The organism is Pseudarcicella hirudinis (genome assembly GCF_900115665.1).
GTDB lineage: Bacteria > Bacteroidota > Bacteroidia > Cytophagales > Spirosomataceae > Pseudarcicella > Pseudarcicella hirudinis.
The window spans coordinates 189729-214635 of the sequence record NZ_FOXH01000004.1 but is presented as its reverse complement, the minus strand read 5'-3'; the positions used below and the strand labels follow the sequence as shown (position 1 = coordinate 214635).

Annotated in this window: 22 protein-coding genes; 9 read left to right on the top strand and 13 right to left on the bottom strand. The window is 39.1% G+C overall.

Translation table 11 applies throughout. From position 1 onward, the window contains the following. Positions 1-56: 56 nt before the first annotated feature. The 5 genes from BM179_RS08975 to BM179_RS08955 all read right to left on the bottom strand — a co-directional run bounded on the left by BM179_RS08975 (position 57) and on the right by BM179_RS08955 (position 5776). On the bottom strand, positions 57-1826 hold the full coding sequence (locus BM179_RS08975) for a hemopexin repeat-containing protein (RefSeq protein WP_092015523.1): 1770 nt from the start codon (positions 1824-1826) through the stop codon (positions 57-59). A 23-nt stretch (positions 1827-1849) separates the two neighbouring features. After that, on the bottom strand, positions 1850-2203 hold the full coding sequence (locus BM179_RS08970) for a hypothetical protein (RefSeq protein WP_092015520.1): 354 nt from the start codon (positions 2201-2203) through the stop codon (positions 1850-1852). Further along, a complete protein-coding gene (locus BM179_RS08965) occupies positions 2184-2714 on the bottom strand; it encodes an LGFP repeat-containing protein (protein WP_092015518.1) in 531 nt (176 codons plus the stop codon). The genes BM179_RS08970 and BM179_RS08965 overlap by 20 nt, the downstream gene beginning before the upstream one ends. Positions 2715-2719: 5 nt before the next feature. Next, positions 2720-4135 carry a hypothetical protein gene (locus BM179_RS08960; protein ID WP_092015515.1) on the bottom strand — a complete coding sequence of 472 codons (1416 nt, stop codon included), beginning with the start codon at positions 4133-4135 and terminating at the stop codon, positions 2720-2722. Positions 4136-4249: 114 nt separating this feature from the next. Beyond that, on the bottom strand, positions 4250-5776 hold the full coding sequence (locus BM179_RS08955) for a hypothetical protein (protein ID WP_092015512.1): 1527 nt from the start codon (positions 5774-5776) through the stop codon (positions 4250-4252). 526 nt (positions 5777-6302) lie between these two features. On the opposite strand from BM179_RS08955, the gene BM179_RS08950 reads away from it, so the two are divergent. Next, positions 6303-7082, top strand: a complete 780-nt coding sequence (locus BM179_RS08950; protein ID WP_092015509.1) for a substrate-binding domain-containing protein — start codon at positions 6303-6305, stop codon at positions 7080-7082. Between the two features lie 98 nt (positions 7083-7180). Next, complete coding sequence (locus BM179_RS08945) at positions 7181-11263, top strand: hybrid sensor histidine kinase/response regulator (protein WP_092015506.1); 4083 nt, start codon at positions 7181-7183, stop codon at positions 11261-11263. Positions 11264-11655: 392 nt separating this feature from the next. Here the strand turns inward: BM179_RS08945 and BM179_RS08940 are convergent, their stop codons facing one another. Together BM179_RS08940 and BM179_RS08935 are read right to left on the bottom strand one after the other, a co-directional pair. Beyond that, a complete protein-coding gene (locus BM179_RS08940) occupies positions 11656-12651 on the bottom strand; it encodes a zinc dependent phospholipase C family protein (RefSeq protein WP_092015503.1) in 996 nt (331 codons plus the stop codon). Between the two features lie 31 nt (positions 12652-12682). After that, positions 12683-13147 carry a GNAT family N-acetyltransferase gene (locus BM179_RS08935; RefSeq protein ID WP_092015500.1) on the bottom strand — a complete coding sequence of 155 codons (465 nt, stop codon included), beginning with the start codon at positions 13145-13147 and terminating at the stop codon, positions 12683-12685. 65 nt (positions 13148-13212) lie between these two features. Between BM179_RS08935 and BM179_RS08930 the strand changes: the two genes are divergently transcribed. Next, positions 13213-13827, top strand: coding sequence for a hypothetical protein (locus tag BM179_RS08930; RefSeq protein WP_092015497.1), 615 nt, complete (start codon positions 13213-13215; stop codon positions 13825-13827). Positions 13828-13866: 39 nt separating this feature from the next. On the opposite strand, the gene BM179_RS08925 is transcribed toward BM179_RS08930, so the two are convergent. Next, positions 13867-14508, bottom strand: coding sequence for a hypothetical protein (locus tag BM179_RS08925; protein ID WP_092015494.1), 642 nt, complete (start codon positions 14506-14508; stop codon positions 13867-13869). Between the two features lie 161 nt (positions 14509-14669). Here BM179_RS08925 and BM179_RS08920 point away from each other — a divergent pair, with 161 nt between their 5' ends. Both BM179_RS08920 and BM179_RS08915 read left to right on the top strand, forming a co-directional pair. Beyond that, the gene (locus BM179_RS08920) at positions 14670-15185 is read left to right on the top strand and encodes a metallophosphoesterase family protein (protein WP_092015491.1); all 516 of its coding nucleotides are present in this window, start codon (positions 14670-14672) and stop codon (positions 15183-15185) included. Between the two features lie 63 nt (positions 15186-15248). Continuing rightward, complete coding sequence (locus BM179_RS08915) at positions 15249-15629, top strand: co-chaperone GroES (RefSeq protein WP_310586933.1); 381 nt, start codon at positions 15249-15251, stop codon at positions 15627-15629. A 5-nt stretch (positions 15630-15634) separates the two neighbouring features. Here BM179_RS08915 and BM179_RS08910 read toward each other — a convergent pair whose 3' ends face one another. Both BM179_RS08910 and BM179_RS08905 read right to left on the bottom strand, forming a co-directional pair. After that, on the bottom strand, positions 15635-16756 hold the full coding sequence (locus tag BM179_RS08910) for an NAD(P)/FAD-dependent oxidoreductase (RefSeq protein ID WP_310586932.1): 1122 nt from the start codon (positions 16754-16756) through the stop codon (positions 15635-15637). Positions 16757-16901: 145 nt separating this feature from the next. Continuing rightward, positions 16902-19841, bottom strand: coding sequence for a M16 family metallopeptidase (locus BM179_RS08905; RefSeq protein ID WP_092015487.1), 2940 nt, complete (start codon positions 19839-19841; stop codon positions 16902-16904). A 163-nt stretch (positions 19842-20004) separates the two neighbouring features. On the opposite strand from BM179_RS08905, the gene BM179_RS08900 reads away from it, so the two are divergent. The 3 genes from BM179_RS08900 to BM179_RS08890 are packed head-to-tail and all read left to right on the top strand — an operon-like array spanning position 20005 to position 21291. After that, positions 20005-20334: a DUF952 domain-containing protein gene (locus BM179_RS08900; protein WP_092015484.1), complete on the top strand. Its 330-nt coding sequence runs from the start codon at positions 20005-20007 to the stop codon at positions 20332-20334. A gap of 11 nt (positions 20335-20345) precedes the next feature. Then, entirely contained in the window at positions 20346-20579 is a 234-nt protein-coding gene (locus BM179_RS08895) for a CBU_0592 family membrane protein (protein WP_092015480.1), read from the top strand. 46 nt (positions 20580-20625) lie between these two features. Next, on the top strand, positions 20626-21291 hold the full coding sequence (locus BM179_RS08890; protein ID WP_092015477.1) for a cyclase family protein: 666 nt from the start codon (positions 20626-20628) through the stop codon (positions 21289-21291). 60 nt (positions 21292-21351) lie between these two features. Here the strand turns inward: BM179_RS08890 and BM179_RS08885 are convergent, their stop codons facing one another. The 3 genes from BM179_RS08885 to mnmA form a co-directional block, all read right to left on the bottom strand. Continuing rightward, positions 21352-22443 (bottom strand): alkene reductase, encoded by a 1092-nt coding sequence (locus BM179_RS08885; protein WP_092015474.1) that lies wholly within the window; start codon positions 22441-22443, stop codon positions 21352-21354. Between the two features lie 65 nt (positions 22444-22508). Beyond that, the gene (locus BM179_RS08880; protein WP_092015471.1) at positions 22509-22808 is read right to left on the bottom strand and encodes an ArsR/SmtB family transcription factor; all 300 of its coding nucleotides are present in this window, start codon (positions 22806-22808) and stop codon (positions 22509-22511) included. 56 nt (positions 22809-22864) lie between these two features. After that, positions 22865-24001: a tRNA 2-thiouridine(34) synthase MnmA gene (gene mnmA / locus BM179_RS08875; protein WP_092015468.1), complete on the bottom strand. Its 1137-nt coding sequence runs from the start codon at positions 23999-24001 to the stop codon at positions 22865-22867. 251 nt (positions 24002-24252) lie between these two features. On the opposite strand from mnmA, the gene trpF reads away from it, so the two are divergent. Then, positions 24253-24906 (top strand): phosphoribosylanthranilate isomerase, encoded by a 654-nt coding sequence (gene trpF / locus BM179_RS08870; RefSeq protein WP_143095186.1) that lies wholly within the window; start codon positions 24253-24255, stop codon positions 24904-24906. The last annotated feature ends 1 nt before the right edge of the window (position 24907 follow it).

The following is a 24907-nucleotide window of genomic DNA, read 5'->3' as shown; positions in this document are numbered from 1 at the left end:
GGAACACAAACCGGAATTTCATTGCCTGCGGATTGCGCAGGCAATGAATAAGGTATTTAAACTAAACCGTGCCAGTTGTCAATGGTACTGACCGGATAGCCGGAGTCTATGGCATTTGAGGCCACATCGTAACGGGTATATTGCCCTCCTTTGAAGAAATAGGCCTTTTTATTGTCTGCCAGCAATGCAGATTCAATGCCGTTAGCCCAGAGAGAGCCCCAGTTTCCGGCAATGGGTTTAGGATAACCGGCATCAACTTTGTCTGCTGCGATATCCCAGCGTATGTATTCAGTTCCCTTAAAGAAGTAAACTTTTCCGTTTCCCCAGCTTACGGCAGCTTCTATATTACTGGTCCAGAGTCCGTTCCAGTTTCCGGCAATAGGTTTGGGATAACCGGCGTCAACTTTGTCCGCAGCAATATCATATCTGACATACTCTGATCCTTTGAAGAAATAAGCCTTGCCATTACCATAATTTACTGCAGCATCAATGCCGTTTGGCCATAGCCCGTTCCAGTTTCCGGCAATCAACTTAGGATAATTCGGATCAACTTTGTCATTTGCCCAGTCATAACGATAGTATCTGTCGTTTTTGAAGAAATATATTTTCCCGTTTCCCCAATTCACGGAGGCTTTCAATGATGCTGTTCTTCCAAGGAACATTTTATCCCCGCAATTGACGGGACTGTCTCCGGAAACCGGGGTATCAAACGCTACTTTAACTGCTTTGGCATAATTATGTGCTTCACTTGCAGAAATTCTGCCGTCTGCAGTAGTATCGATGTTTTGTTTCAGATTGGAATTATCACCATAATGTCCGGTTACTCCGGCAATCCAATCCAGTGCATACGGATCAAAGTCTGCACCGCCGGCAGAATTATTCAATTCAACGCAGGCAGCAGCAACATGAGTGGATTTTGCCGGAGAATTGGTAAGAATCGGATTGATGAAACCTCCCGAATGGCATTGTTCCATCATAACCATCAGCGTGTCAAATTTTGGCAGTTTCTTGATTTTTGCAGCAAAATCAGAAGCTGTATAAGCTGCCCAGCTTGGATACGTACATAGATTTGACTGTGTGCCGTCATGGCCTCCGTGATTGTTGGTATGAATCAGCAGGAAATCTTTTTCAGATAGTTTCTTCCCGACTTTTTCAAGAATTTTTTCAAAATCAGCCTGAATTCCTTTACCGTCAACCTTCATTCTGTATGCGGTTCCATCACCCGGCCATGCTACAATCGGAGTGGGGCCGCCATTGTAATTAAGTGTGCCGTCATGGTTTAAAACAAAAATATTCGCTGCTTTAAATCCGTAAGTGTCGATCAGCGTACGATAGAGGAATTCCATATCATTTACATGGCGATTGTTGGACATTCCTGAAAATAAGATGGCATAACGTTCTCCCTGAATAAATGGAAGAAATGTGCCTTTTAAAGCTCCTGCAATTACATCGGTAATAGCCTGGGAAGGCTCAAATCTGACAGGGGTGAAAATATCCTCAAACAAATAGCGATTAAATTCGAAGTCAAGCGGAGGAAATTGGGAAGGTACTTTTTCAAGTAACCTTCCATTTTCTGTATCAAAAAGCAGGTATTCACAATCATGTCCCCAGTTAAGCAAGGGAGCATGATCTGCAAAAATCAAGGCACTTTTGCGGTTTACAACATGCTGTTCCTGTCCGACAATAAGTTTGGTTCCTGCATCGATAATCTGGTCAAAAAGATGCAGGTTGATGTTATTTGCGGCATTATCACTGGTTGAATTCTGAATGAGAGAGGATACATTTTCTTTCAACAGTAATTTCAGATTTTGAGGTAACTTTTCCATAGTAGATTTTTAAAATAAGAAGTTTAAAAAGGATTGAAATTTTTCTCATCAGAGGGTATTACTCCATACCTGCTCAGGAGAAGAAAATTGGTGTTATTGTCTGCAAAGGGTGGAAACTGTGCATCGATTTTTTGAATTTTTTCGATGTTTTCATCAATCAGAAAATACTTGCAGGCATGTCCCCAATTGGCAGTAGGTTCCAGATCAATAAAGGCGACCGTCCCGTTAAAAGGCATTTTGGAAGAAAAATTTCCGAGCTGAATCATTTGTCCGGCAGACAGTTTTTCCGGTTGCCAGAAAATCATTGCTTTTTTTATTTCTTCAGGAGAAAGGTTTCCCTTTATTTTTTCCAGTACTTTACTTTTCATGTTTTCCATGGTTATTTTCGGTTGTTGGATCGTCTTCGGAAAAATTGTTTTCCTTTTGATCTTCATCTTTTTTGAAGAAGGATGCTGGATCACCAAAAGGGAAATCAGTATTCCAGTCGGAATGAGATGTTTCATGTTGGGAAGTTTGATGAAAATGAATGGAAGAACTGTCTTTTCTGACTTCAGGATTTAATTTGATAACAGCTCCGTCACTGGCATTCCACAAAATTTTACCCATTTCAAATTCACAGCTTTTCCCCTGGTTTTTGTCATTATACTGCTCATCAGCGATCGGGAAACCCAGTGGACTTTTATTGACACCACCACTTTCTTCGTATTTTTTCCGGATCTCTTTTTTCATGAAAAATGTTCCCAATGAAGGATGGTACACGATCATACCTTTTTCAAAAATCTGCATAACACCTTCTGAGCGACAGGGCGTTTCCTCAGTTTGGGGAGTTCCGAGTGAAATACCTTCATTTTGGAATAACTCTTCCGTCTTTTGCTGTATTGCTGTCATGGTTCTCAGAGAGCTGGATCAGATTGTGGGGGAAGGACGGGCATCATCTGATTGATCCAACCGATAATCTGTGTTCCCCGGCAAGTAATGGTCTGATTAACGATTTCCGTTTTTTCCTGAAAGACAAACGGTCCGAAAGCAAAGGAATCTTTAGATTGTTCCACATCCTGCTGAGAGAAATTCCCTTTGATCGACAGATTTCTTACGGCAACAAAAGCAATTGGCAAAGCAGGAAAGTACTCTCCCTGCGCAGGGCTCTGATTGGAAGAAATACTACCTTTTTGCATATTAGGAATGTACCAGTTCTGATTTGTCAGAAAAGGCATTAAGATCCAGGGTCTTTCAATATTTACAATCATGTATTCAAACGTAATACTAAGATTGTCAGAAGTAGCTGAGGAAGTCTGGGTGTTTTTGAGTACTACGGCCGATAATTGAAAATTGATATTCTGAGAAAATCTTGTGGCATCAAATTTTACTTCCAGATCAGGTTTTTCACTGATTTTTGGTGTATTTAATTTGATAGCATTCAGAATCAGCGGCATTTGCAATAAAACCGGAGCGGGTTGTACAGCAGGTTCAACAGGTCTGGCAGATATTGCTGCAGCAATAGCGGGTTGGGTCGCCATTACAGAAGCAGCCATAACCATTTTCGATTTATTTGCTATTTTAACCCTGACTGGTTCAGGCTGGGTTTTCTCTTCAGCTTTTATTAAAGGGTGCGGCAGGATCTGAGTTTTAACCTGCTGCATATCAATTTTCTCAAGGTCTTTCCGGAAAACAGCATGATTGGAAATTTTCCGCCATAAGCCCAAGTCACTGATCTTGATTTTGGGTCTGCCTGTTGTGGTTGATACCGGAGGCCCCGTTTGGGTATTTACAGAAATACTCAAAGAATGGGATGTCCATAAATCATTAAGACGTTTGTCACACCAGTTTTCCGGAGCAGACAGAGATAAGGTATAGCCGTCAGGAACATTTACCAGCACACGGGGTGTATTTGCATATTTGTCATACGTTCTGAGTGCCTGAGACTTAGCTGAAGAAAATGATCCAATAATTGAATTGATAATCTCCTGATTACTAATGTCTTTGCTGACATAGGGAATTGCGGCATTTAGCAAAGAGATGTTGTAAGTTGTATCAATTTTATTGAGAAGCATTTCCAGATAGCAATCATCCAGTACAGGAAGATGATTGACAATCATGGAAAAATATTCCCTTGCTTTGGCCGGATTAAAACTGTTCGGATTATTTGGATCGTCCAGAAAAGTGTCTGACGGAACGGGATTAGCCAGTTTGTCAAAGCAGAAAACCACGTCATCTTTTTTCGTATCGCCCGGATCCTGATTTTTCTCGTTGAATTTATCAAGAAAGAATTTTTTGAACGGATCGTACAAGGCATTTATATCAATAGCCATGATTCATTGAGCTTTAGAGGGTTATTTTAAGGTTTCCCGTCTTTTCAGACCGAAAAGACGGGAAGGAAAGACAGATTTCTTTCAACCTTTAAGAGATATTGATCTGAAAATCAACTAAGCATGGACACCGTCCTCTACTTTTTTCTTGTCCTTATCCGGAACAGGCATATTCGGTGCATTAACTTTTGGTGCTGCCGGCAATACCTGACTGATCCATCCGATGATCTGAACGCCTTCTACATGCAATCCTTCCCCGTCAGCTGAAAAATCAAAGGTTTGCTGGCTTTCACTTTTTCCGTAATGACCACCGATGGTGAATGGCCCCCATCCAAAAGAACCTCCCGCTTTGGTTTGTTTACGCATGGCGTCAAATTGTCCTTCAGAATGATTGGTTTTGATGTGTAAATCCTTCAGAACAATCAGTTGGGTAGGGATAGAGGGTAACCAGAAAGCTTCATTTTCTGAAGGTTTTTGCTGATTAATCTGACCATTTGATACTGCATTTTTAGGGAAACCATTAAGAAACCAGTTGCCCATATTCAATAAAACCGTATTGAGCCAGGGTCTTTCAATGTCAATAATGGCATATCTGAACTTAATGTGCAGACCATCATTCGAAAATTCACTGTGATCCTTTGATTCTGAGTGTTCAGCACTTGCACCGATGCTGAAAAAACCAAGATTTACACCGGCACTTCCGCCAAAACTTGTTTCCTCGGAAGTCAGTTTTGAATGAGATTTTGTGCTGTCATATTCATATTGCGTCCAGCCGTCATCTTCTTTAGCCGGATCACACCAGTTTGTAGGAAAAAGCTGTACAAAAGGAACAGTTGCAGTCAGTGCACCAAAAGAAACCTGATATTTTTCGTAGTTCTTTTTAGCCATTGCGATCATTTTGGTAGCAGAATCCGTTCCCTGTGCTGCCAGTAAATCTATGGCATTTTCTATTTCGATTTTCTTTCCTAAGCTAATCCATTCGTCCATCGCGGAGTCCACGTCAGAAAGATATGTTTTACCGGTTACAGGCCACATTTGTAAGGTAATCGGACTGGCTGCTGCTGCAAGATACTGAGCGGTATAAGCTTGAACGGACTTGTTATACGCTTTTCTGTATCGCTGATATTTTTCATAAGCAGAAGTCGGAATCAGCGCATCAGGATTGTCTGCTTCATCAGGGTCTTGTTTCATCAGTAACTTCATTGCTTTGTCCAGCGCCTTTTTCAGATTCGGGTCATTGATGGGAGGAAGCGGTACGGCATTAGCTCCATCCACAATAACTTTCCATGTTTCACTGATTCTTGAGCTTCCGGGTACTTCCTGACCAGCCGCATTAAGCTGTAATTTATGGTCAACAAGACGGCTGATATTGCCTAAATTGCGTTGTCTTTTGGTGATCTGGTTCAATAAAGCCGGATCCGGAGTTCCGTCAGCAGGTTTTGTTTCTGAGCCGTCAGTTTTAGGTTCTGCCAAAGTTAAATCCGGAGTCCAGGGATTGCCATAATCATCTTTGTGCACCGGTCTTCCGGTTGGAAGAAAAGATACCATAAAACCTTCCAGCGGTTTTGTCGAATCATTGATACCAAGCGCTCGTTTTCGCAAATCCGCAAGGATTTGCGAAACATCTGTTTTTACATCTGCCATTTTTAAATAGAGTTTATTATTGAGAGTTAAAAGAAAAATACTGTTGAATAAATGCACTGATATTTTTAACTGACTGGCTAGATGATATTTGATTAAGACAGATAAAGTGCTGTTGAATTGCGGAGGTTGACGCATTCAAGAGAATCATCTTTACATTTTTATTACTGCGGTATATTAGTAGGAAAGGTGTTAATGATTATGTAGTTATATCAGAAAAAAATGGAGTCTGATATTGTGGACGGGTGAATTGATGATTCAAAATTATCATAAGTTTTTGGTATTGCAAATGCCGGATTTTGCCGGAATGAACTGATAAGTGATGAAAACGCGGTTTAAGTAATAATTTGGCACTTTTTCCAAAAAGATCATAATGTGAAAACTTATTTAACGGTGTGATTTTTTGTGGAGAATTTATCCTCAATAAAATAATTGTCCTGTATTATCAGGGCGGGTTTCAGCACATTATAAGACAGGATATATCACATCAGAGATGTTTGTTCCTTAGCTTCGTAAAATTGATTTAGTCGTGAAAAAGTCCAATAAGATATTATTAGTATTTAACAGAATTAACGATTTCAAGAATGAAATCTACAACGGGTTTCTGAACGTTATAGACGGTTCTGCTATTGTGGATCTGTACATTCATCAAATCAATAATCAGCATACCAGGCATTTTGACGAGGTAATAAGAGAGAAAATTTCTTATTATGACCATTTCGTTATTATGCTTCATGCAAATCAGATTCACGAAGACATTTTACGGACAGTAAACAGTATTCCGAAGGAAAAACTGGTGGTTTTGGATAAGAAAAATGAATTTATCAGAGGAGATTATGCCTGTGTTTATCAGGATTTTGAAAATGATATTTACGGAGCACTTCTTTCCTCAAAACCTCTTCTGGAGAAATACAATACCCTCAATCTGCTGATTCCGGAAAGATATTTTTATTCTTTGGGAATTACTGAGGGATTAATTCGCTTTTGTAAGGAACATGGCTTCGGATATAACATTCATCATTCCGTGGAGGAGGGTTTACTGAAGTCAAAAGAAGCTTATATCGTATTGTCTGAAGTCTTTCTGGCAGAAATTCTGAAAGGATGTATGAGGGATAATTTAACAGTCGGTAAGGATATTGGCATTATTTCTTATAATGAAACGCCGCTTAAAGAGGTATTATCCGGTGGAATTACAGTTGTAACTACAGACCATGCTCAATTAGGAAAAAGTGCTGCTGAACTTATTTTGAAAGGGAAAAGAGAACATATCAGAAATCCTTTCGTTCTTATTCAACGGAAATCACTCTAATCTATTCATTCCTGTGCTTAACCCTGGAGAAAAAATATGATTTACAAAATCTCCCTGTTTAAGTTTTTGCCTAACTTGCATCAGGAAGGTTAATATTCATGAGGATCAGACTTTATTTGTTAGTGCTTTTTGTCTTTTTAGGACAAGTGCTTCCTGCCGTTGCGCAAGTACGGTTTGATAGAATAGGTACGTCTCAGGGACTCTCTCAAAGTACTGTTGTACAGATTTTTCAGGATCATAAAGGTTTTCTCTGGTTTGCAACCAGCGATGGACTTAACCGTTATGATGGTTATCATTTCAATGTTTACAGACATGCTTCCGATGACCCTTCTACACTGAGCAGCAGTGATATTTCCTCTTTTACAGAAGATTCTAAGGGAAATATGTGGGTGGGTACACATACAAGCGGACTTAATAAAATCAATGTGGAGACGGGAAAAGTTACCCGTTTTGTGAAAATTGATAAAGGTGATAATCTCTCCAATCTGAGTGTTACTTCAATTGTAGAAGATAACGACAAAAATATCTGGGCTTCTACCAATAATTACGGCCTTCTGAAAATTAATCCCCAGAATAGTTCAATTCAGCATTTTAGCTCTGTGTATCAGACACTTCCGGTAAATAGTGTTTCGCAGATTTTTAAGGATGCCAATGGGAAACTCTGGATGGGAACACCCACAGGAGATTTGCTGGAATACCTGGGGGGAGAAGATTTTAGCTATCATTTTAACGACGCGGCTCCCGGACCTCAGAAAAGCAATATTTTATGTATGACCTCAGACCGGGCCGGAAATATTCTTTTCGGGACAGGAGGAAATGGTATATTTCGTTATGATGTACATACCAATAAGTTTTCCAGGGTCTTTTTTAATGCTTCGCATTCTAACCGGGAAAATATTATTACAGGAATCACTCATGACAAACAGGGCAATTTGTGGATTGCAACTGATAGCGGGGCGTTATTTGTACAAGGTGAAGATTTTTCAAAAGTAACCTATTTTGAATCAAATCCTGATCCTGATCTCGGCCTGAGTACTTTCTCTGTTACCTCAATCTTTGTAGATAAAGATGAAAATGTCTGGTTAGGAACCTGGGAAGCAGGTTTGAATGTCATTTATAAAAGAAGAGCCAAAATTGCAGTTTATCGTTATAAGCCCAATACCAGCCAGGGTTTGTTAAGTAATAAAGTTACCGCTTTGAGTGGTGACGGAAAGAGTATTGTCTGGATCGGAAGTAATACCGGTTTGACCAGATTTAACCGTGCAACGAATAATTATGTGCATTTCGTCAGAAGTGAAAATCTTTCCAGATTTGGTGGAAGTAATGATGTGAATCTGCTCATGACCGATCAGGAAGGAACTTTATTTGTCGGGATTTGGGGAAAAGGTTTGGATATCTTAAGGGAAGGAAGTTCCGTTTTTGAGCATTATAATTATTGGGAGGGCTCCACCGCGGGAAATTTTACCTGTATCGCTACGGCTGATAAAGATAGAATCTGGCTTGGAACACAAGGTTTCGGATTAATTCTGTTCAACAAAAGGACAAATAAATTTGAAACCAGTGATGCTCCGCTTGGAGAACATGGGGATTTACAGGGAATGCACATTAACTCTATTCTTACCGACAGAAATAATAACCTCTGGATCGGGACTTACAGCAGCGGGGTTTATGTCTATAATTTTTCTGCTAAAAAGATGGTTTCCTATACCCAAAGTGAAAAAGAGGGAAGTCTGAGTGATAACCATGTTTCCAAAATTTTTCAGGATACCCAAAACCGGATCTGGATTGCAACCAATGGCGGAGGTTTGAACCTTTTTGAGGATAAAACAAAGACATTTAAAGTTTTTACTGTAAAAGACGGATTACCGAGCAATACGTTGAAAGCGATTCTGGAAGATGGAAGACATAACCTCTGGATTTCGACAAATGGCGGTTTGTCAAGACTGGATAATAAAACCATGAAGTTTAGTAATTTCGATGAGCTGGACGGGATTCAGGGTAAGGAGTTTATTATCAATGCTTTCTATAAGGACAATCAGGGAGAAATGTTTTTCGGAGGTGTAAACGGGCTGAATGTATTTCATCCGGATAGTTTACAAAACAGTAAAAAGATTCCGTCTGTCTACCTGACAGGTTTGAAATTGTTCAATAAACCTGTAATTGTCGGAGATGAAAACTCTCCTTTAACGAAAGATCTTGCCGAAACTTCTGAAATAACCCTGCAAGCGAATCAATCCGTTTTTTCTATTGATTTTATTGCCCTGGATTTCCAGAAACTGAAAAACAACCGTTATGCTTATATGCTTGAAGGTTTTGATCAGGACTGGAACTACGTAGGTACACAACGTTCGGCTACATATACCAACCTGAATGCCGGAACGTATATTTTTAAGGTAAAAACGACCAACAGTGATGGCGTATGGAGTGAGAAACCTACGGAATTGAAAATCATTATTCTGCCACCCTGGTATAAAACCTGGTGGGCATTTGTGTTATACGGACTGATTGTTGTGGGAGCCTTGCTTGCCTTGAGAAGGGTTATCGAAATCAGAGAACGATTTAAATCAGATATCAGAATTAAGGAGATAGAAAAAGAAAGAATCCAGGAACTGGACCGCCTTAAAACTAATTTCTTTACCAATATTTCACATGAATTCAGGACTCCTCTTACTCTGATAATCAGTCCTTTAGAGAAGTATTTTCTGGAAAATCCTACGCTTCCTGCCAAACAGCAGGGACAATTGAATACGATTTACGGAAATGCCCGGAAGCTCTTAAAGTTAATCAACCAATTGCTTGATTTATCGAAACTGGAATCAGGTCGTTTCACACCTATCATTACCAGAAATGATATGGTAGAGCATATTGCCAAAATTGTTAATTCTTTCGAAAACCTTGCCAATCAAAAGCAGATTGATCTGAGCTTTCAGTCGGAAGCAGAACATTTACTGGTATATTTTGATGCGGATATTATTGAGAAGACCGTTAGCAATTTACTATCAAATGCTTTCAAATATACTCCTGAGAAAGGTCGTATTCAGGTGATGTTAAGGGTATATGTGAACAATCATGAGGCGGAAAAGGTGGAAATTGAGATAAGCGATACAGGAATAGGTATTTCTAATGACCATTTACCGAATATTTTTAACCGTTTTTATCAGATTCAGGATAAAAAGCAGCAGGTACAGTTACTGGGAACAGGCGTTGGTTTATCGCTTTGTAAAGAACTTGTGGAATTACATGGTGGTGAAATCAGTGTAACAAGCAAAGTAGGAGAGGGTACTATATTTAATGTGGAATTGCCTGTCAGAAGGGAAGATTTTGATAAAAGCTGGATTTCTGAGGAAATCTTTGAGAAACAGGATTTGCAGAAAGAAAGAGTTAGTCAGGAAAGGCAGCAGGTTGTTTCGGAAAAAAATGATAAACCAATCTTGCTGATTGCGGAAGACAATGACGAATTACGAAATTATATCAGAGATATTTTTGCGGAGAATTTTCAGGTTATTGATGTTGAAAACGGCGGAATTGCCTTGGAAAAAGCCAGAGAACTGATTCCTGATTTAATTATTTCAGACTGGATGATGCCTGAACTGACAGGGGTAGAATTATGCGAAGCCATCAAAACAGACGAGCGGACAAGTCATATTCCGGTGATTATTCTCACTTCCAAAAGTAGTAATGAAAGCCAGAAAGAGGGATTGGAAACGGGAGCCGATGATTATATAACCAAACCTTTTAATGCCGGTTTACTGGAACTGAGGGTTAAAAATCTGCTGGAAAGCCGTAAAAAACTAAGAGAACGATTTGGCAAAGAGGTCAAATTACAACCAAGGGATATTGCTATTACTTCAACTGACGAAACCTTTTTGCAAAAAGCGATCAAAGCAGTTGAGGAGAATATGGAGAATACAGATTTTGATGTGGACGGACTGGAGTCTGCGTTGGGAATGAGTAAAATGCAGCTATACAGAAAACTGAAAGGACTCACTGACTATTCCGGAAATGAATTTATCAGAAGTATCCGCTTGAAACGAGCGGTTCAGCTTTTGGAAACAGATTCGTTTACGGTGGCAGAAGTGGCATATAAAGTCGGGTTTAATGATCCTGCCTATTTTGCAAGAGCATTCAAAAAAGAGTTCGGAAAATCTCCTAAAGAGTATTTCCTTGAAATCAAAAATTAGGCTTTTTTTGAAAATTGTTGGCAGTCAGTAGCTGGCAGTCGGCTATCGGCATTAAGTTTGTATTCTTATTGTAATTTCATAATTTTCAGGTGTTTATATTTTTTTTGGAATTTGCTTTTCGTTCAAAAATTAAGGAAAGAACATACGATAGCCTCAAAAATTGTCCGTCTTGGCAATTTTTGAGGCTATCGTATTTATAGTGTACTGATAATTAATCATTTATAATTGACAAGGAAAGCCTTTTTACTTTTCTTAATTTTTGAATGAAAATTAAGGTTTTTAATAAGAAAGCTAAATCTGGGAATATTATTGTAATTTCTTTAAAATCAAATAATTACAAAACAGATGTAATCTTAATGTTGACTGCCGAAAGCCGAAAGCCAACAGCCTATTTATTCCTCTGCTTTCTTATTTTTAGTGGATTGTAATAATCCTTTGCTAATCAGCTCATTGGCTTTCCATGATTTCTTTTCTTCTTTCAATTTATCTTCAACTTCAGGTGAAACAGCTTGAATTTCAGACAAATCCGGACATCCTGCATCTACCCATGCTGTGTACCAAAAATCGGAAACTAAACTTGCCGATTCTAATAACCTTTCATTAATAGTACTTCCCAGGCGGGCGGCATAAGCCTTTGCGAAAGCGCTGGTATAATTTTTCCTTAATCTTCCGAAAGATTCGGTTTGCTTAAATTTTGTGGCATCGGTAAAACCTTCAGAAGCTTTAATTTCTTCTGCAAGTACATCTTTCAGCAAAGAATTTGATTTTCTGAAAGCTACCCAAATCGCATGCTGCGGATCTTTAAGATATCTGGCTTTATGTTTTTGATACAGATTATATCCGGTAATATGTATTTCAGGAACAACACTTTCCCAAAGGGCATGAATTCCTTTCTGGTTGCTCAACTGCCCGTCATAATTGATACTGGTATGCAAAGGCACATGGGCATCTTCTATATAATGGCCGAGATCAGCAGCATAGTATAGAATGCTGTCTTTCATTTTGTTACGAAAAGCATTGGTAAGTTTTTTCTGTAATTTCATGACTTCCCAGTTTACTGTACCATATTTCAGCAGGGTATCCAGAGGATATTTCTGAAGGGCATCTTCCCATTTTTCGGGCATGGTTTCAATGGCATTTTCACCAAAAACCGGTGCATCAATATCAATGAAATGTTTACTTTCTTCTGTTTTATCATCTTTACGACGTACATCCGGTCTTACTGAGTTGTAAACCAGATAGTCGAGATTCTGGTAAAAAAATGTACCCAGTTTCTTTGGAAGGGCATAAACAGCAAGCTGATGAGTCGTTTTATGTACCAGAAAACCCCAGGAAGAAAGTGTGACAATTAAAAGAATAGTGGAAAGGGATAAAATTAGTTTTTTCATTTGAAAGGTAAGTTGTTGTATGTTGGTGCTTTTAAAGTTTTAATTCAAAGAAAAGGACATCTTCCAATGGATTGAATACATAAGGTTCTGTTTCGGTAAAACCGAAAGACCTGTACAATTTAATTGCCTCTCCGAGTGAGCGGAGGGTATCAAGTTTCATGCTGTGATAGCCTGCTTTCCGGGCAAAATCTATGAGTTCTTCTACCAGAATTTTCCCAAGTTTTCTGCCTCTGAATTCAGGTTTTACAAAAAGCCTTTTCATTTCGCAAATACCCTCTCCGATAGGTTTCAGTGCAATACAGGCAGCTGTTTGGGTTTCTGTTTTAGCCAGAATAATACAGCCTTTCGGCGGGCCGTAAACCTGATGAAGCGTTTCAAGTTCTGTATCAAAATGCTGAAAGCGTAAATCAATTCCCAGAAAGTCGGAATACGCCGTAAAAATAGCTTTCACCTCTTCGAGTTCTTCCTTTGAATATTGTATATAATGAAGAAACATGTGCAGTTTATGCTAAAATTTAAAATAAAGATAGATGCTTTTGACTTCCTGAATTATCTTTGAAAATGGATTTAAAAGATATCTTACAACCGATAGTTCAGAATGCGGATTTGCATGCCCGTTTTTTGAATACTCTCTCGTTGATGGAAAATACCGGAGCCCGGAAAATTTCAGCTTCAGAACATAAGACAAAGGTAACATATATCGTCTTAAAACATGCTTCTGAGGAAGCCAGACATGCATTTTATTTAAAGAAGCAGATTCAGAAAATAGCAGATTTAGCAGATTATCCCACATATGAAAATCCTTATCTGATCGCTTCCTTTGCCAGTTATGCGTACTTGCATTGGCTTGACCTGCAGATTTGCCGTTACCTGAAAAATACCCTCGGACTTACTGGCACGGAGTTGAGATTTGCTGCTTATTTACTGGTGACTTATGCCATAGAAGTGAGAGCAGATGAGTTGTATCCGATTTATCAGGATGTTCTGGATGAAACAGGCAGTAAGGTTACTGTAAAATCTATTATTCTTGAAGAAGAAGGACATTTGGCTGAAATGCTGATTCAATTGGAGGCTTTCTCGCCGGACTGGAAAACACATGCCGATAAAGCTTGTGCTTTTGAGCAGGAATTATTTGATAACTGGGTGAAAGAACTGGCCATAGAGTCTGTGAAATAGTTAAAAGTCCCGTGAGAGCTTCTCTCTCACGGGACTTTTTTAATTGATGGAATGATAGAGTAAATAACTGAGCAGGCGTTCATAGGCATGCTGTTCCTCAGCGGTAGCTCCGATTTTTGTCAGGAAGAATCGGTAACTATCAGCCAGATCAAGGAAGTTATCAGCATTGATGAGTCTTGCTGCTATGACACCTTTATAATAGCGATGCACCTGATTATAGACATATTTACAGGGTTTTGAAGGTTTTTCATTAAGGATTTTATGGAGCGCTGCCAGTGTTTCGGATTGCTGCATAAACAGAAAACCCTGATGTTCCAGGAAATCTTTGATTTCTTCACAAACGTCTTCCAGATCAATGTCGTTATGGACTTTATATCTGAAATATCTGGCGTCATTATATTTTCCTATTGAAATGACCAGTGTATTGGTATCCGGCCAGAAATCTCTCATATTATTCAGGAATTGTTGAGCCATTTGTTCAATCTGCTCATGCCTTATTCCGAAGTTCACTTCAAGCCATATTTCTTCTTCATAAGTAGAAACCGTAAAAATGACGTTCTGAAATCCCGTATCAGTTATTTTGCGGAATTGCTTTTTATCGGGAAGCAAAACAAACCCATTTCCTGCGAAAAAGCCATAAAGCTTTTCATATAAGGCAGTTTCAAAGGGCGTAATAGTCATGGTTTTAAAGCGTGGTTTTGAGAAACTTTATTGCTGAATTTATGTGTGAGATTTGCCAAAAATATCAATATTTACAGGTTTTAAGCGAAGTTTCTTAAATTAGACTGCTTAATTCCGGCGTATCTATACATTTAAGATAATCAATCTCAAATTAATAAGCGATGAAAAAGATCTTAATTATTTCCGATACTCATAGTTTTTTGGATTCCCGTCTCATGCCTCACATCGGTTGGTGTGATGAAATCTGGCATGGTGGCGACTGGGGAAGCGTTGAACTGTCAGATACTTTAGCTGCCCTTAAACCCATCCGGGGAGTATTTGGTAATATTGATAACGCAATTTTGCGCAGAATGTATCCCAGAATAAATCATTTTCTTTGCGAAGGGGTGAATGTAGGTATGACGCATATTGCCGGAGCACCTTCTAAATATAAGCCTGATGCCCTGGATTGTTTTGCTGAAAAGATTCCGGATATTTTTGTCTGCGGGCATTCTCATATTTTACAGGTAAAACGAGACTTATCCAGAAATGGTATGCTTTTTATTAATCCGGGTGCAGCAGGACATCATGGTTTTCATACGGTTCAGACGGCAGTCAGATTGAAAATTGACGATAAAAGGATTTTTGATGTTGAAGCGGTTCAGATGGACCGATACGGACACAGAGCGGAGGATTAGTTTGGAAGGAAACTAAATCATTGTGTAAATTTGTTGTCTGAAAAAGATAAAATTACAGTAAAAATGCTTGCAATGATAGAAGGAACAGACACCCTTAAAAAGGTAGTTATGTTAGGTGATAAAGTTTTAGTCCGGCCAATTGAGGGAAATTCCCAGACAAGATCAGGTTTGTATTTGCCTCCGACAGTTCAGGAAAAGGAAGAAATTACAAAAGGTTATGTGATGAAAGCCGGTCCGGGTTTTCCGATTCCGGCGGTACAGGAAGATGAGCCCTGGAAAGACCAGGATCATGTGAAGTATATTCCTTTACAGGTGAAAGAAGGCGATCAGATTCTGTATCTGAAACGAAATGCCTTTGAGGTAGAACTGGATACTGAAAAATACCAGATTCTTTCACAGAATGCTATTCTGATGATTGTCAGAGATGAGGGTTTGTTTGAATAATACTTTCAGAATACTTCTCCATGGGTTGCTTTTATGATGGCTTTGAGTCCGAAACGAAATGTTTTTAAGGTACTTATGGCAAGTTCTGAAAGCAACTCATTACCAAAAAGCTGCTGCACATTTCTGCCAATCCAAAGTCTTCGGGAAAAGGTTTCATGCCAGATTGTTTCATAATTTTTTTCCAGCAAATTACGGTTTTCAAAATGATGAATCAATAACTCTGACAGTATTTTTCCGGCATGGATAGCCATTGCCATTCCGTTTCCGCACAAAGGAGTAATGAGTCCTGCGGTGTCTCCGGCCATAAGGATATGATTTTGCACGGTGTTTTTAGGTGCAAAGGAAATCTCATTAATAACTTCCGGCTTTTCGTAGAGAAATGCTGATTCCTGAAAAATTCTGCGTAAATGAGGGTTTTTCCAAAGAATCTTTTGCTCCATTTCAGGGATTGTACCGGATTTTTTGAGATTATTCCGGGTAGTAAGATAACAAAGACAATACTTGTTGTCTTCAATAGCTGAAATGCCGCAATAACCGTCTTTGAAGTTATGTAAAGCAATCAGATCCTTCGGAAAATCAGTTTTAATATGGTATTTAACTGCCAGATAAGGGCTTCGTCTGAGCAGGAAATCACGGTTAAGGATAACATCCAGTTTCGCCCTTTTTCCATAAGCCCCGATTACATATCTTGCCTGATAGGATTCAAAATCGGTTGTTTTTACAATGAAATTTCCTTTGCCTGATTCTTCAAAAATAACCTGTTCTACGGTTTTTCCGGTCAATAAAGTAACTCCGTTCTGCTTCGCAATTTCAGCAAGTTCCTGGTCAATTTTATATCGGCTTATGCCGAATCCGCCTAAATCAAGGTCTGTTTCGAGTGTTCTTCCTGAAGGGGAGGATAATTGAAATCGTTTGATCTCCGCAACTCCCGATGCTGATAAATCCAGTCCGAGGGAATTGAGAAAGGGAAGGGTTTCATTTGAAATATATTCTCCGCAGACTTTATGAAAAGGATAGGTCTTTTTTTCAAGCAATAATACTTTTTTCCCGGCTTTAGCCAGGAGAATGCTGCTGGTCAACCCGGCTAAGCCGCCACCAATGATTATAGTATCGCAGATGTAAGCCATGAAGGGTTTTTAGAAGTGAGATTTATGTGGTTGCAAAGGGAAGCTTTGCAACCACATAGGAGCATAGGGCACATAGTGTTCCACTGGTACAACCACATAGGCACATAGAACACATAGAAAAAAAATCAGGGGTTTGACTTTAATATCAATACCCGAATAGTTCTTCCAGTGTCAGTTTTTTAAACTCTCCGTATTTTTTCAGATCATCAGGTTTTACCTGTTTTTCTGAAGCGACAATACAGTAAGTATATGGTTTGTTTGCCAGATTTTCGTCTGCAAACTTCTTCAAATCACTGAAATGAATAGAATCAATGGCATCATAGGTTTTCTGACGTTCATCGTATTCGATCCCGTGTTCCTGTGCGCTCAGGAAGCTGTAAATGATGCCGTCCTGTGTAATGCGCTCAGTATCATAGGTTTTCTTCATATTCTTTTTGGCAACTTCCAGCGTCTTTTCCGCATCCGGAATATTGTTTAACAGCTCATTCATAGCAGCTACCGCATCGTTTAGCTTATCTGCCTGACTTCCGATATATCCGACCAAAGAGTATTTCTCACCTTTTTTAGAAGGCGTATTGTAATAAGCATAAGTAGAATATGCCAATGCTTTAGACTCTCTGATGGTCTGGAATACGATTGAAGCCATACCGCCTCCAAAATAGTTATTGAAAACATCGATGGTCGGAGTTTGTGCCGGATTGTATGGAACGGTATTTCTTACCCATGAAATCTCAGATTGAACCATGTCATAATCGGCAAAAAATACCTGATTTTTCTCCTGAGCAATCTGCTTGAAATCGATCTTTTCCGGGAAAGGAATGAAACTAGCCGGAATAGGATGTACTTTTGGCAGGTTGGCTTCAAAAGCAGCCAGTAACTGCGGGCCATAATAAATAACGGTATGCTCATAGCTTAGCAGTTCATGCAGAATTTTAAGCAGATCTTCCGATTTTACAGCTTTAAGCTCCTCATTGCTTAACTGATTATTGAATGGATTTTTAGCACCATACTGTGCATAATTCATCAATCCCTGCATGATTGCGCCCTTGTTAAGTTTACTGTCTGCCCGGCTTTTGATAATTCTTTCCTTTAAGGCTGTCAGGGCTGCTTCATCTGCTTTACAGTTTTTCAGAACGTGTTCCACCAAAGCAAGAGATTTATTGAAATTTTCCTGTAAACCTGAAAGACGAAGTGTAGTGTATTCTCCCGAAGACTGGATATTGTAAGAACTTGCAACTGAATAAAACTCCTGGCTCAGTTGCTCCGCAGTATATTTATCGGTACCTAAAAATTGCAGATATTGCGCAGCAAGCGACAGCAATTTGTTATGGTACGTTCCCATTTTGAATCTGAATCCGAGACGGAAGAGTTCATTGTCTGTGTTCTGTACATAAAGTACTTCCGCTTTGCCGACTTTCCCCTTCTTAATATCTTTTTTGAAATCCAGCCAAACAGGTTTAATATCTGCCATTGGCATATCATTAACCGTTTTTAAGAATTCCGATTGTTTGTCACGATTGGTTTCTACCGGAGTAATAGCTGGTTTCTCTACTTTTTTGATGCTTTCGTCCTTGCCTTTTCTTTTGTAGATAACTACATAATTTTCCAGAAGATATTTGTTAGCAAAATCCACAATATCTTTTTTGGTGATTTTTGACATGGCATCCAGAGAACTCACATTAGATAACCAGTTTTCTCCTTTGGAAATAATGAATGAGCTTAACAAAGGATACGCACGGCTGTTGTTATTTTCCAGCCCCTGAATCTGATTTAATTTGTAATTATTTACGATAGACTTGATAAGTCTCTCATCAAATTGTCCTTTTTTCAGGATTTCAACCTGGCTTAATAAAAGGTCTTTTACCTGATCCAGTGTCTGACCCTGCTTAGGACGACCACTTAGAACCCATACAGAATAATCTTTTTGTGCCTGAACGGTAGAGCTTCCTCCCAGAATTTTCTGCTGTTTATTCAGATTTAAATCAATCAGACCAGCTGCAGAATTGGACATGATTTCATCTGTCAGCGTTGCCAGTACTTTATTCTTTTCATCTACAGCACCCGGTAAACGATAGGCAATGGTTACATTTTCAGGAGTCGGACCAAAAACTTCTCTGGTTTGAACTGCCGTAAGTGGTTTTTCAGGAGCAGGATTATATTCTTCTACCGGTTTTGGCTGCATATAAGCAAACTTCTCATCAATCTTCTTAATCAGGACGTCAGAGTTAAAATCTCCGGCGAAAATGATGGCCATATTATTGGGTACATAGTATTTGTCATAAAACTTCCTGATTTCAATCAGAGAAGGATTTTTCAGATGTTCAACTGTACCAATGGTAGTTTGTTGTCCGTAATTATGAGTCGGAAACAAGGCATTGTAGTAGTTTTCAAAAACCTTTCTGCCATCATTGTCGAGACCGCGGTTTTTTTCCTCGTAAACGGCTTCCAGTTCAGTATGGAAAATACGTAAAATCGGGTGGCGGAAACGTTCTGCCTGAACGGTAAGAAAACGGTCAATCGCATTGGAAGGAATATCTTCTGTATAAACGGTCTGTTCAAAAGAAGTGAAAGCATTCGTTCCCTGCGCTCCCATAGAAGCCATTAATTTATCATACTCATTGGCAATGGCAAAGTTGGCTGCTTCTCCTGAAACCCGGTCAATTTCTTTGTAAATGGCCTTGCGTTTGGTGGAATCAGTTGTTTTGTTGTATTGCTCGTATAAGTCGTCAATTTTATCCAGCAAGGGTTTTTCTTTTGCCCAATCCAGCGAACCAAATTTATCAGTTCCTTTGAAAAGCATATGCTCAAGATAATGGGCAAGTCCTGTATTGGTACGGGGATCTGTATTAGAACCAGCGCGGGTAGGAATGAGGGTCTGAATACGAGGTTCTTTGTGGTTTTCACTCAGAATGACAGTCAGGCCATTTTTAAGTTTGTAAAAACGGGCTTTCATCGGGTCATTGGTTACATAACGATAAGTATAACCACCGGAAGTTCCTGTTTTCCATTCAAATTTTGTCTGGGCAAAGAGGATATTTAAGCTGAAACTTAATAATAAACCCAATAGGAGTTTAGGTGTTTTCATATGTGAATGAAGTTTAGTGTTCAAATTGCAATATACAGAAGAAATTGCTTAAGGAAATTAAAAAATGTTAAATGGTACCCAGAAACATGAATCCGGAATACATTAGTGTGAATATAGACTCGTTTGTATGAAGAGAAAGTAGTTTAATTATGTATTTTTGAGCATGGAAAAAACGGTCTATCATATTGTCGTTCCTGAATATTGGGACAAATACAAGGATTTTGATTATTATCGCTCTCCGACTTTTGTGGAAGAGAAATTCATTCACCTTTCGAAAAAAGAACAGGTAGAAGGTACATTAAACCGCTACTTTACTGATCGGGAGAAGATACTTTTGCTCCATATTGATACAGCAAAACTTAGTGCGGAACTGATTTATGAATCTGCCACTAATCAGGAACTATTTCCGCATTTATACGGTAAATTAAATAAAAGTGCTATAGTGAATGTAGAAGAGTTGAGCCGTGGTGAAAATGGATTTTTTAAATATTGAGGAAAATAATTATGAATTTGATTATTGAAATTATTGGCTGGGTTGGCTCTGTGTTAATTGTAGGTGCTTTTGGATTAAATTCATTGGGGAAAATTGCTTCTACTTCCATCGAATATCAGTTGGCTAATATTTTCGGAGGACTTTGTTTTGTGATAAACACCATTCATCACAGTGCTTACCCTTCGGCATTTGTCAATGTAGTCTGGGTTTTTATCGCTCTTTTTGCCATTTTCAGGAAAAAATAGTGGGAATACTGATTTAAAAGGATTTCAAACCGTAAAAATTTAACAATTGAAAACATTTATCGACCTGAGTCATACCATAGAAGATGGATTAATTACTTATAAAGGACTTCCTGCACCGGTAATCTGTGATTTCTGGTCAAGAGAAGAATCAAAAGCATGGTATGATGGTGAGACTTCTTTTCAGATAGGTAAGATTGAGATGGTGGCCAATACCGGAACTTATCTGGATACGCCTTTTCATCGTTATGAAGAAGGGAAAGACCTTTCAGAGATTCAGGTCGGACAAACGGCTTATCTGGAATCTGTTTTAGTACATATTCCTTATCAGCAGACGCTTAGTATTAATAAGACAAGTTTTGAAAACCTTGATTTAAAAGGAAAGGCCTTACTGATTCATACCGGCTGGGATGAAAACTGGAAAACAGATAGTTACTATACCGGAAATCCTTTTCTTACAGCCGATGCAGCAGAATTTCTGGTTAATTCAGGCGTGAAATTAGTGGGCATTGATTCACACAATATTGATGATACATCAGGCAAAACCCGCCCTGTTCACAGCATTTTACTGAAAAATGAAATATTGATCGTAGAACATCTCTGTAACCTTGCTGCAATTCCTGAAAATGAGACTTTTTACTTTACAGCAACCCCTCCCAAAGTAAAAGGAATGGGAACCTTCCCGGTAAGGGCTTTTGCGGTTATTGAGAAATAAAAAAGCCTTGTCCTCCTTGATGAAAGACAGGGCTTTTTCAGCAATTTCTTTGATTTTAGCCTAGTTTTCAACTTCAGCTAAAACAGGGTAATCAACATAGCCTTCTTCGCCTGCTGTATACAAAAGATCGTATTTTATCGCTGCCAGTTCAGCACCGGTTTCAAGACGTTCAACCAGATCAGGATTAGAAATGAAATGACGGCCGATTCCGATCAGATCTGCCTGTCCGCTGGCTAAATCTGCCTCAGCTCTTGCTACATCATAACCTCCTGAAAGAATTAAGGTCCCTTTAAATGCAGCACGGATATTATTTACCACTACTGGAGAAACAACCGGAGCCCCCTGTGAGGAATGATCTACCAAATGGACATAAACGATACCTAAATCGTTCAGTTTCTGAGCAATATACTGATAATCGCTGTCTATCGTTTCGAAAATTTCCGTTCCGTTAAAAAGCCCGTATGGAGATAAACGAACACCTACTTTGTCTTTTCCGATCGCTTCGCTGGCCGCTTCAGCAATTTCCAGTAAGAATTTAGCTCTTCCTTCAATACTTCCGCCATACTCGTCTGTACGAACATTACTTTGAGTATTGATAAACTGATCGATAAGATAACCGTTAGCGCCGTGTAATTCAACGCCGTCAAAACCTGCTTCAATAGCGTTTTTAGAAGCCTGAACATATTCCTGAATCGTAGATTCGATGTCAGCTTTCGTCATTTCTCTCGGAGTAGGATAATCTTTCATACCTTCAGCGTCAGTCCACATTTGTCCTTCAAAAGTAACCGCTGAAGGTGCGATAACTTCTGCTTCAGGACTTAAATTAGCCGGATGACCAACTCTGCCTGTATGCATCAGCTGAATGAAAATTTTACCGCCTTTGGCATGTACCGCCTCTGTAGTTAGTTTCCAGCCTGCTATTTGTTCCTGTGAAAAAATCCCGGGAATTCTGGAATATCCTAATCCATTTGCTGAAGGAGACGTTCCCTCTGTGATGATCAGGCCGGCTCCCGCTCTTTGTCCGTAATATTGGGCAACTAGAGCTGTCGGGATATTGTTAATAGCTCTTGAACGGGTCATAGGAGCCATAACGATGTGATTTGATAATTCAATTGAACCTAATCTGGCAGGAGAAAATAATTTTGAGCTCATCTTTAAATCGGGGTTATTTAATATCTATATATTTAAATATTTCGATATGTATAACTCAAAAAAAATTATTCGGGTTCAATGATATGCTTCAAAAAGTCAGAAAATTTATGGAAGTTCTGTTTATTGAGAGAAATATAAATGTATTTGCCGTCTTTTCTGGCAGTAATTAATTCACTTTCTGTAAGAAGTTTGATATGATGAGAGCAGCAGGACTGTGAAAGTCCGGTGATTTCCCGGGCTTCATTACAGCATATTTCTCCTTTTTGGGTTAGTTCCATTAAAATAGATAAACGGTATTTATCTGAAACCGCATTGGCCGCTTTTTCAATGAAACGTATGTTTTCCTGATTGACTGATTCAGACATAACAAATTATCGTATTTAAACAGGAGATCAGACAAAACCGATCTCCCGTTTTGAAATTATACCAGATTAAGGGCATGGATTCCGCTTGTACTTTCCTGTTTGAAGGATTTCATAATCCAGCCGCCGCCAACTACATCATTTCCTTCATAAAATACGGCAGCTTGTCCGGGGGCAATTCCTGAAACAGGCTCATGGAATAAAGCCGTTATTTTACCGCCTTCCTGAGAAATTACTGCCGGTGTGCCGGCATCTTTATATCTGACTTTGGTTACAGATTCCAGTGGTTGTTCGATCTGAGCATATTTTTGCAGGTTTAATTGTCCTACAATCATGCCGTTTCTTTCCAGATCCACATCTCTTCCCAAAACTACCTCATTGGTTTCTTTTCTGATTTCAGTAACAAAAGCTGGAAAACCTAATGCTATTCCTAAACCTTTTCTCTGACCTATTGTATAAAATGGATATCCTTCATGTTTACCAAGGACTTTTCCGTTGATGTCAACAAAGTTTCCGCCTCTCACACTTTCTTCAAGTCCTTCAACCCTGCGTTTTAGAAAACCTCTGTAGTCGTTGTCCGGTACAAAGCAGATTTCATAACTTTCTGATTTATTTACCAGATCCATGAACCCACGTTCGGTAGCCATCTCACGGATTGTTGATTTGGTTAAATGTCCAAGCGGAAGTTTAGTTCTTGATAAACTTTCCTGAGAAACGCCCCATAGCACATAACTTTGGTCTTTCCAGGTATCTACGCCTTTAGAGATAACAAAACGTTCATTTTCCTCTCTGATATTGGCATAATGCCCGGTGGCAATAAATTCACAATCCAGTTTATCGGCTCTTCTTAAAAGCGCATCCCATTTGATATGCGTATTACATAATACGCAAGGGTTCGGAGTTCTTCCTTCAAGGTATTCTCCCGTAAAATGGTTGATTACATAATCGCCGAATTCTTCCCTGATGTCAAGAATATAGTGGGGAAACCCTAACTGAACGGCAACGTTACGTGCGTCATTGATAGAGTCAAGAGAACAACAGCCTGTTTCTTTTTTGGTTCCGCCTGAAGAGGCATAATCCCAGGTTTTCATCGTCATACCTACGACTTCATAACCTTGTTCATGAAGCATTACTGCTGCGACAGAACTGTCGATGCCGCCACTCATGGCGACTAAAATTCTTCCGTGTTTACTCATTTTTACAGCTCAGGTTCAAAGCCTGACGTTTGAATTAATTAAATAATGGTACAAAGTTACTGAATTTATCGAACATAATTCCACGCTTTTTGGTTCTGAGAAACTCTTTCGGTAGCTTTGCAGAGTCATTTTAAAGGACTTTTTTCTGATTCGGGTTTCAGAAAAGCGAAGACTTAACGATTTGAAATGGCATTATCAAAGATGTTTCCGGATTAATTTGGGAGTAAATCAGGATAGCCAAATCATGTAAAATGTTTGAGAACTCAGTAAAACAACCCGTGATAACCATACAAGATAAAGTTTCGATGCTTAAGACTACAGTAAAAATATCAAATGTTACCAATCTTTCGGATGCCCGTTATTGTGCAGGAATGGGAGTTGAACTGATTGGTTTTTCAATGGATGATTTGTCTTTTGAAAAATACAAAGAAATGAGAGGCTGGCTTTCCGGGGTTCAGATTGTGGGAGAAACGGAATCAGAGAGTATTCTGGAAATCATGGAACTGAAAGAGACTTTTTTGCCAGACTATATTCAGACTTCAAACTGGCAAAATCTTTCTGAAATAAAAAGAGCAGAGTTACCGATCATTTTAAAAGTAGATTATGCTAAAGCTGATCTGCCTGCCTTGCTTCGGAGTACTGCTCAGGAAGTTGATTACTTTTTAATAGAGAATAGTGACGAATTTGCGCATTTGGATGAGGCTGCCATTAGTCAGCTGGATGCGCTGGCATTTCAATATCCGGTTATACTCGGATTTGGTTTGTCGGAAGATAATGTAAATGAAGTTTTGGAGCGGATTCCGCTTAAAGGTATGGCATTGAAAGGAGGAGAGGAATTGAAACCGGGTCAGAGGGATTACGCTGAATTAATGGATATTCTGGAGGCTTTGGAATCAGAAGATTAGC

Coding starts and splice junctions, on each gene's coding strand:
- BM179_RS08975 (WP_092015523.1), bottom strand. CDS start 1,826: ATGGAAAAGTTACCTCAAAATCTGAAATTACTGTTGAAAGAAAATGTA.
- BM179_RS08970 (WP_092015520.1), bottom strand. CDS start 2,203: ATGGAAAACATGAAAAGTAAAGTACTGGAAAAAATAAAGGGAAACCTT.
- BM179_RS08965 (WP_092015518.1), bottom strand. CDS start 2,714: ATGACAGCAATACAGCAAAAGACGGAAGAGTTATTCCAAAATGAAGGT.
- BM179_RS08960 (WP_092015515.1), bottom strand. CDS start 4,135: ATGGCTATTGATATAAATGCCTTGTACGATCCGTTCAAAAAATTCTTT.
- BM179_RS08955 (WP_092015512.1), bottom strand. CDS start 5,776: ATGGCAGATGTAAAAACAGATGTTTCGCAAATCCTTGCGGATTTGCGA.
- BM179_RS08945 (WP_092015506.1), top strand. CDS start 7,181: ATGAGGATCAGACTTTATTTGTTAGTGCTTTTTGTCTTTTTAGGACAA.
- BM179_RS08940 (WP_092015503.1), bottom strand. CDS start 12,651: ATGAAAAAACTAATTTTATCCCTTTCCACTATTCTTTTAATTGTCACA.
- BM179_RS08935 (WP_092015500.1), bottom strand. CDS start 13,147: ATGTTTCTTCATTATATACAATATTCAAAGGAAGAACTCGAAGAGGTG.
- BM179_RS08930 (WP_092015497.1), top strand. CDS start 13,213: ATGGATTTAAAAGATATCTTACAACCGATAGTTCAGAATGCGGATTTG.
- BM179_RS08925 (WP_092015494.1), bottom strand. CDS start 14,508: ATGACTATTACGCCCTTTGAAACTGCCTTATATGAAAAGCTTTATGGC.
- BM179_RS08920 (WP_092015491.1), top strand. CDS start 14,670: ATGAAAAAGATCTTAATTATTTCCGATACTCATAGTTTTTTGGATTCC.
- BM179_RS08915 (WP_310586933.1), top strand. CDS start 15,249: ATGCTTGCAATGATAGAAGGAACAGACACCCTTAAAAAGGTAGTTATG.
- BM179_RS08910 (WP_310586932.1), bottom strand. CDS start 16,756: ATGGCTTACATCTGCGATACTATAATCATTGGTGGCGGCTTAGCCGGG.
- BM179_RS08905 (WP_092015487.1), bottom strand. CDS start 19,841: ATGAAAACACCTAAACTCCTATTGGGTTTATTATTAAGTTTCAGCTTA.
- BM179_RS08900 (WP_092015484.1), top strand. CDS start 20,005: ATGGAAAAAACGGTCTATCATATTGTCGTTCCTGAATATTGGGACAAA.
- BM179_RS08895 (WP_092015480.1), top strand. CDS start 20,346: ATGAATTTGATTATTGAAATTATTGGCTGGGTTGGCTCTGTGTTAATT.
- BM179_RS08885 (WP_092015474.1), bottom strand. CDS start 22,443: ATGAGCTCAAAATTATTTTCTCCTGCCAGATTAGGTTCAATTGAATTA.
- BM179_RS08880 (WP_092015471.1), bottom strand. CDS start 22,808: ATGTCTGAATCAGTCAATCAGGAAAACATACGTTTCATTGAAAAAGCG.
- mnmA (WP_092015468.1), bottom strand. CDS start 24,001: ATGAGTAAACACGGAAGAATTTTAGTCGCCATGAGTGGCGGCATCGAC.
- trpF (WP_143095186.1), top strand. CDS start 24,253: ATGTTTGAGAACTCAGTAAAACAACCCGTGATAACCATACAAGATAAA.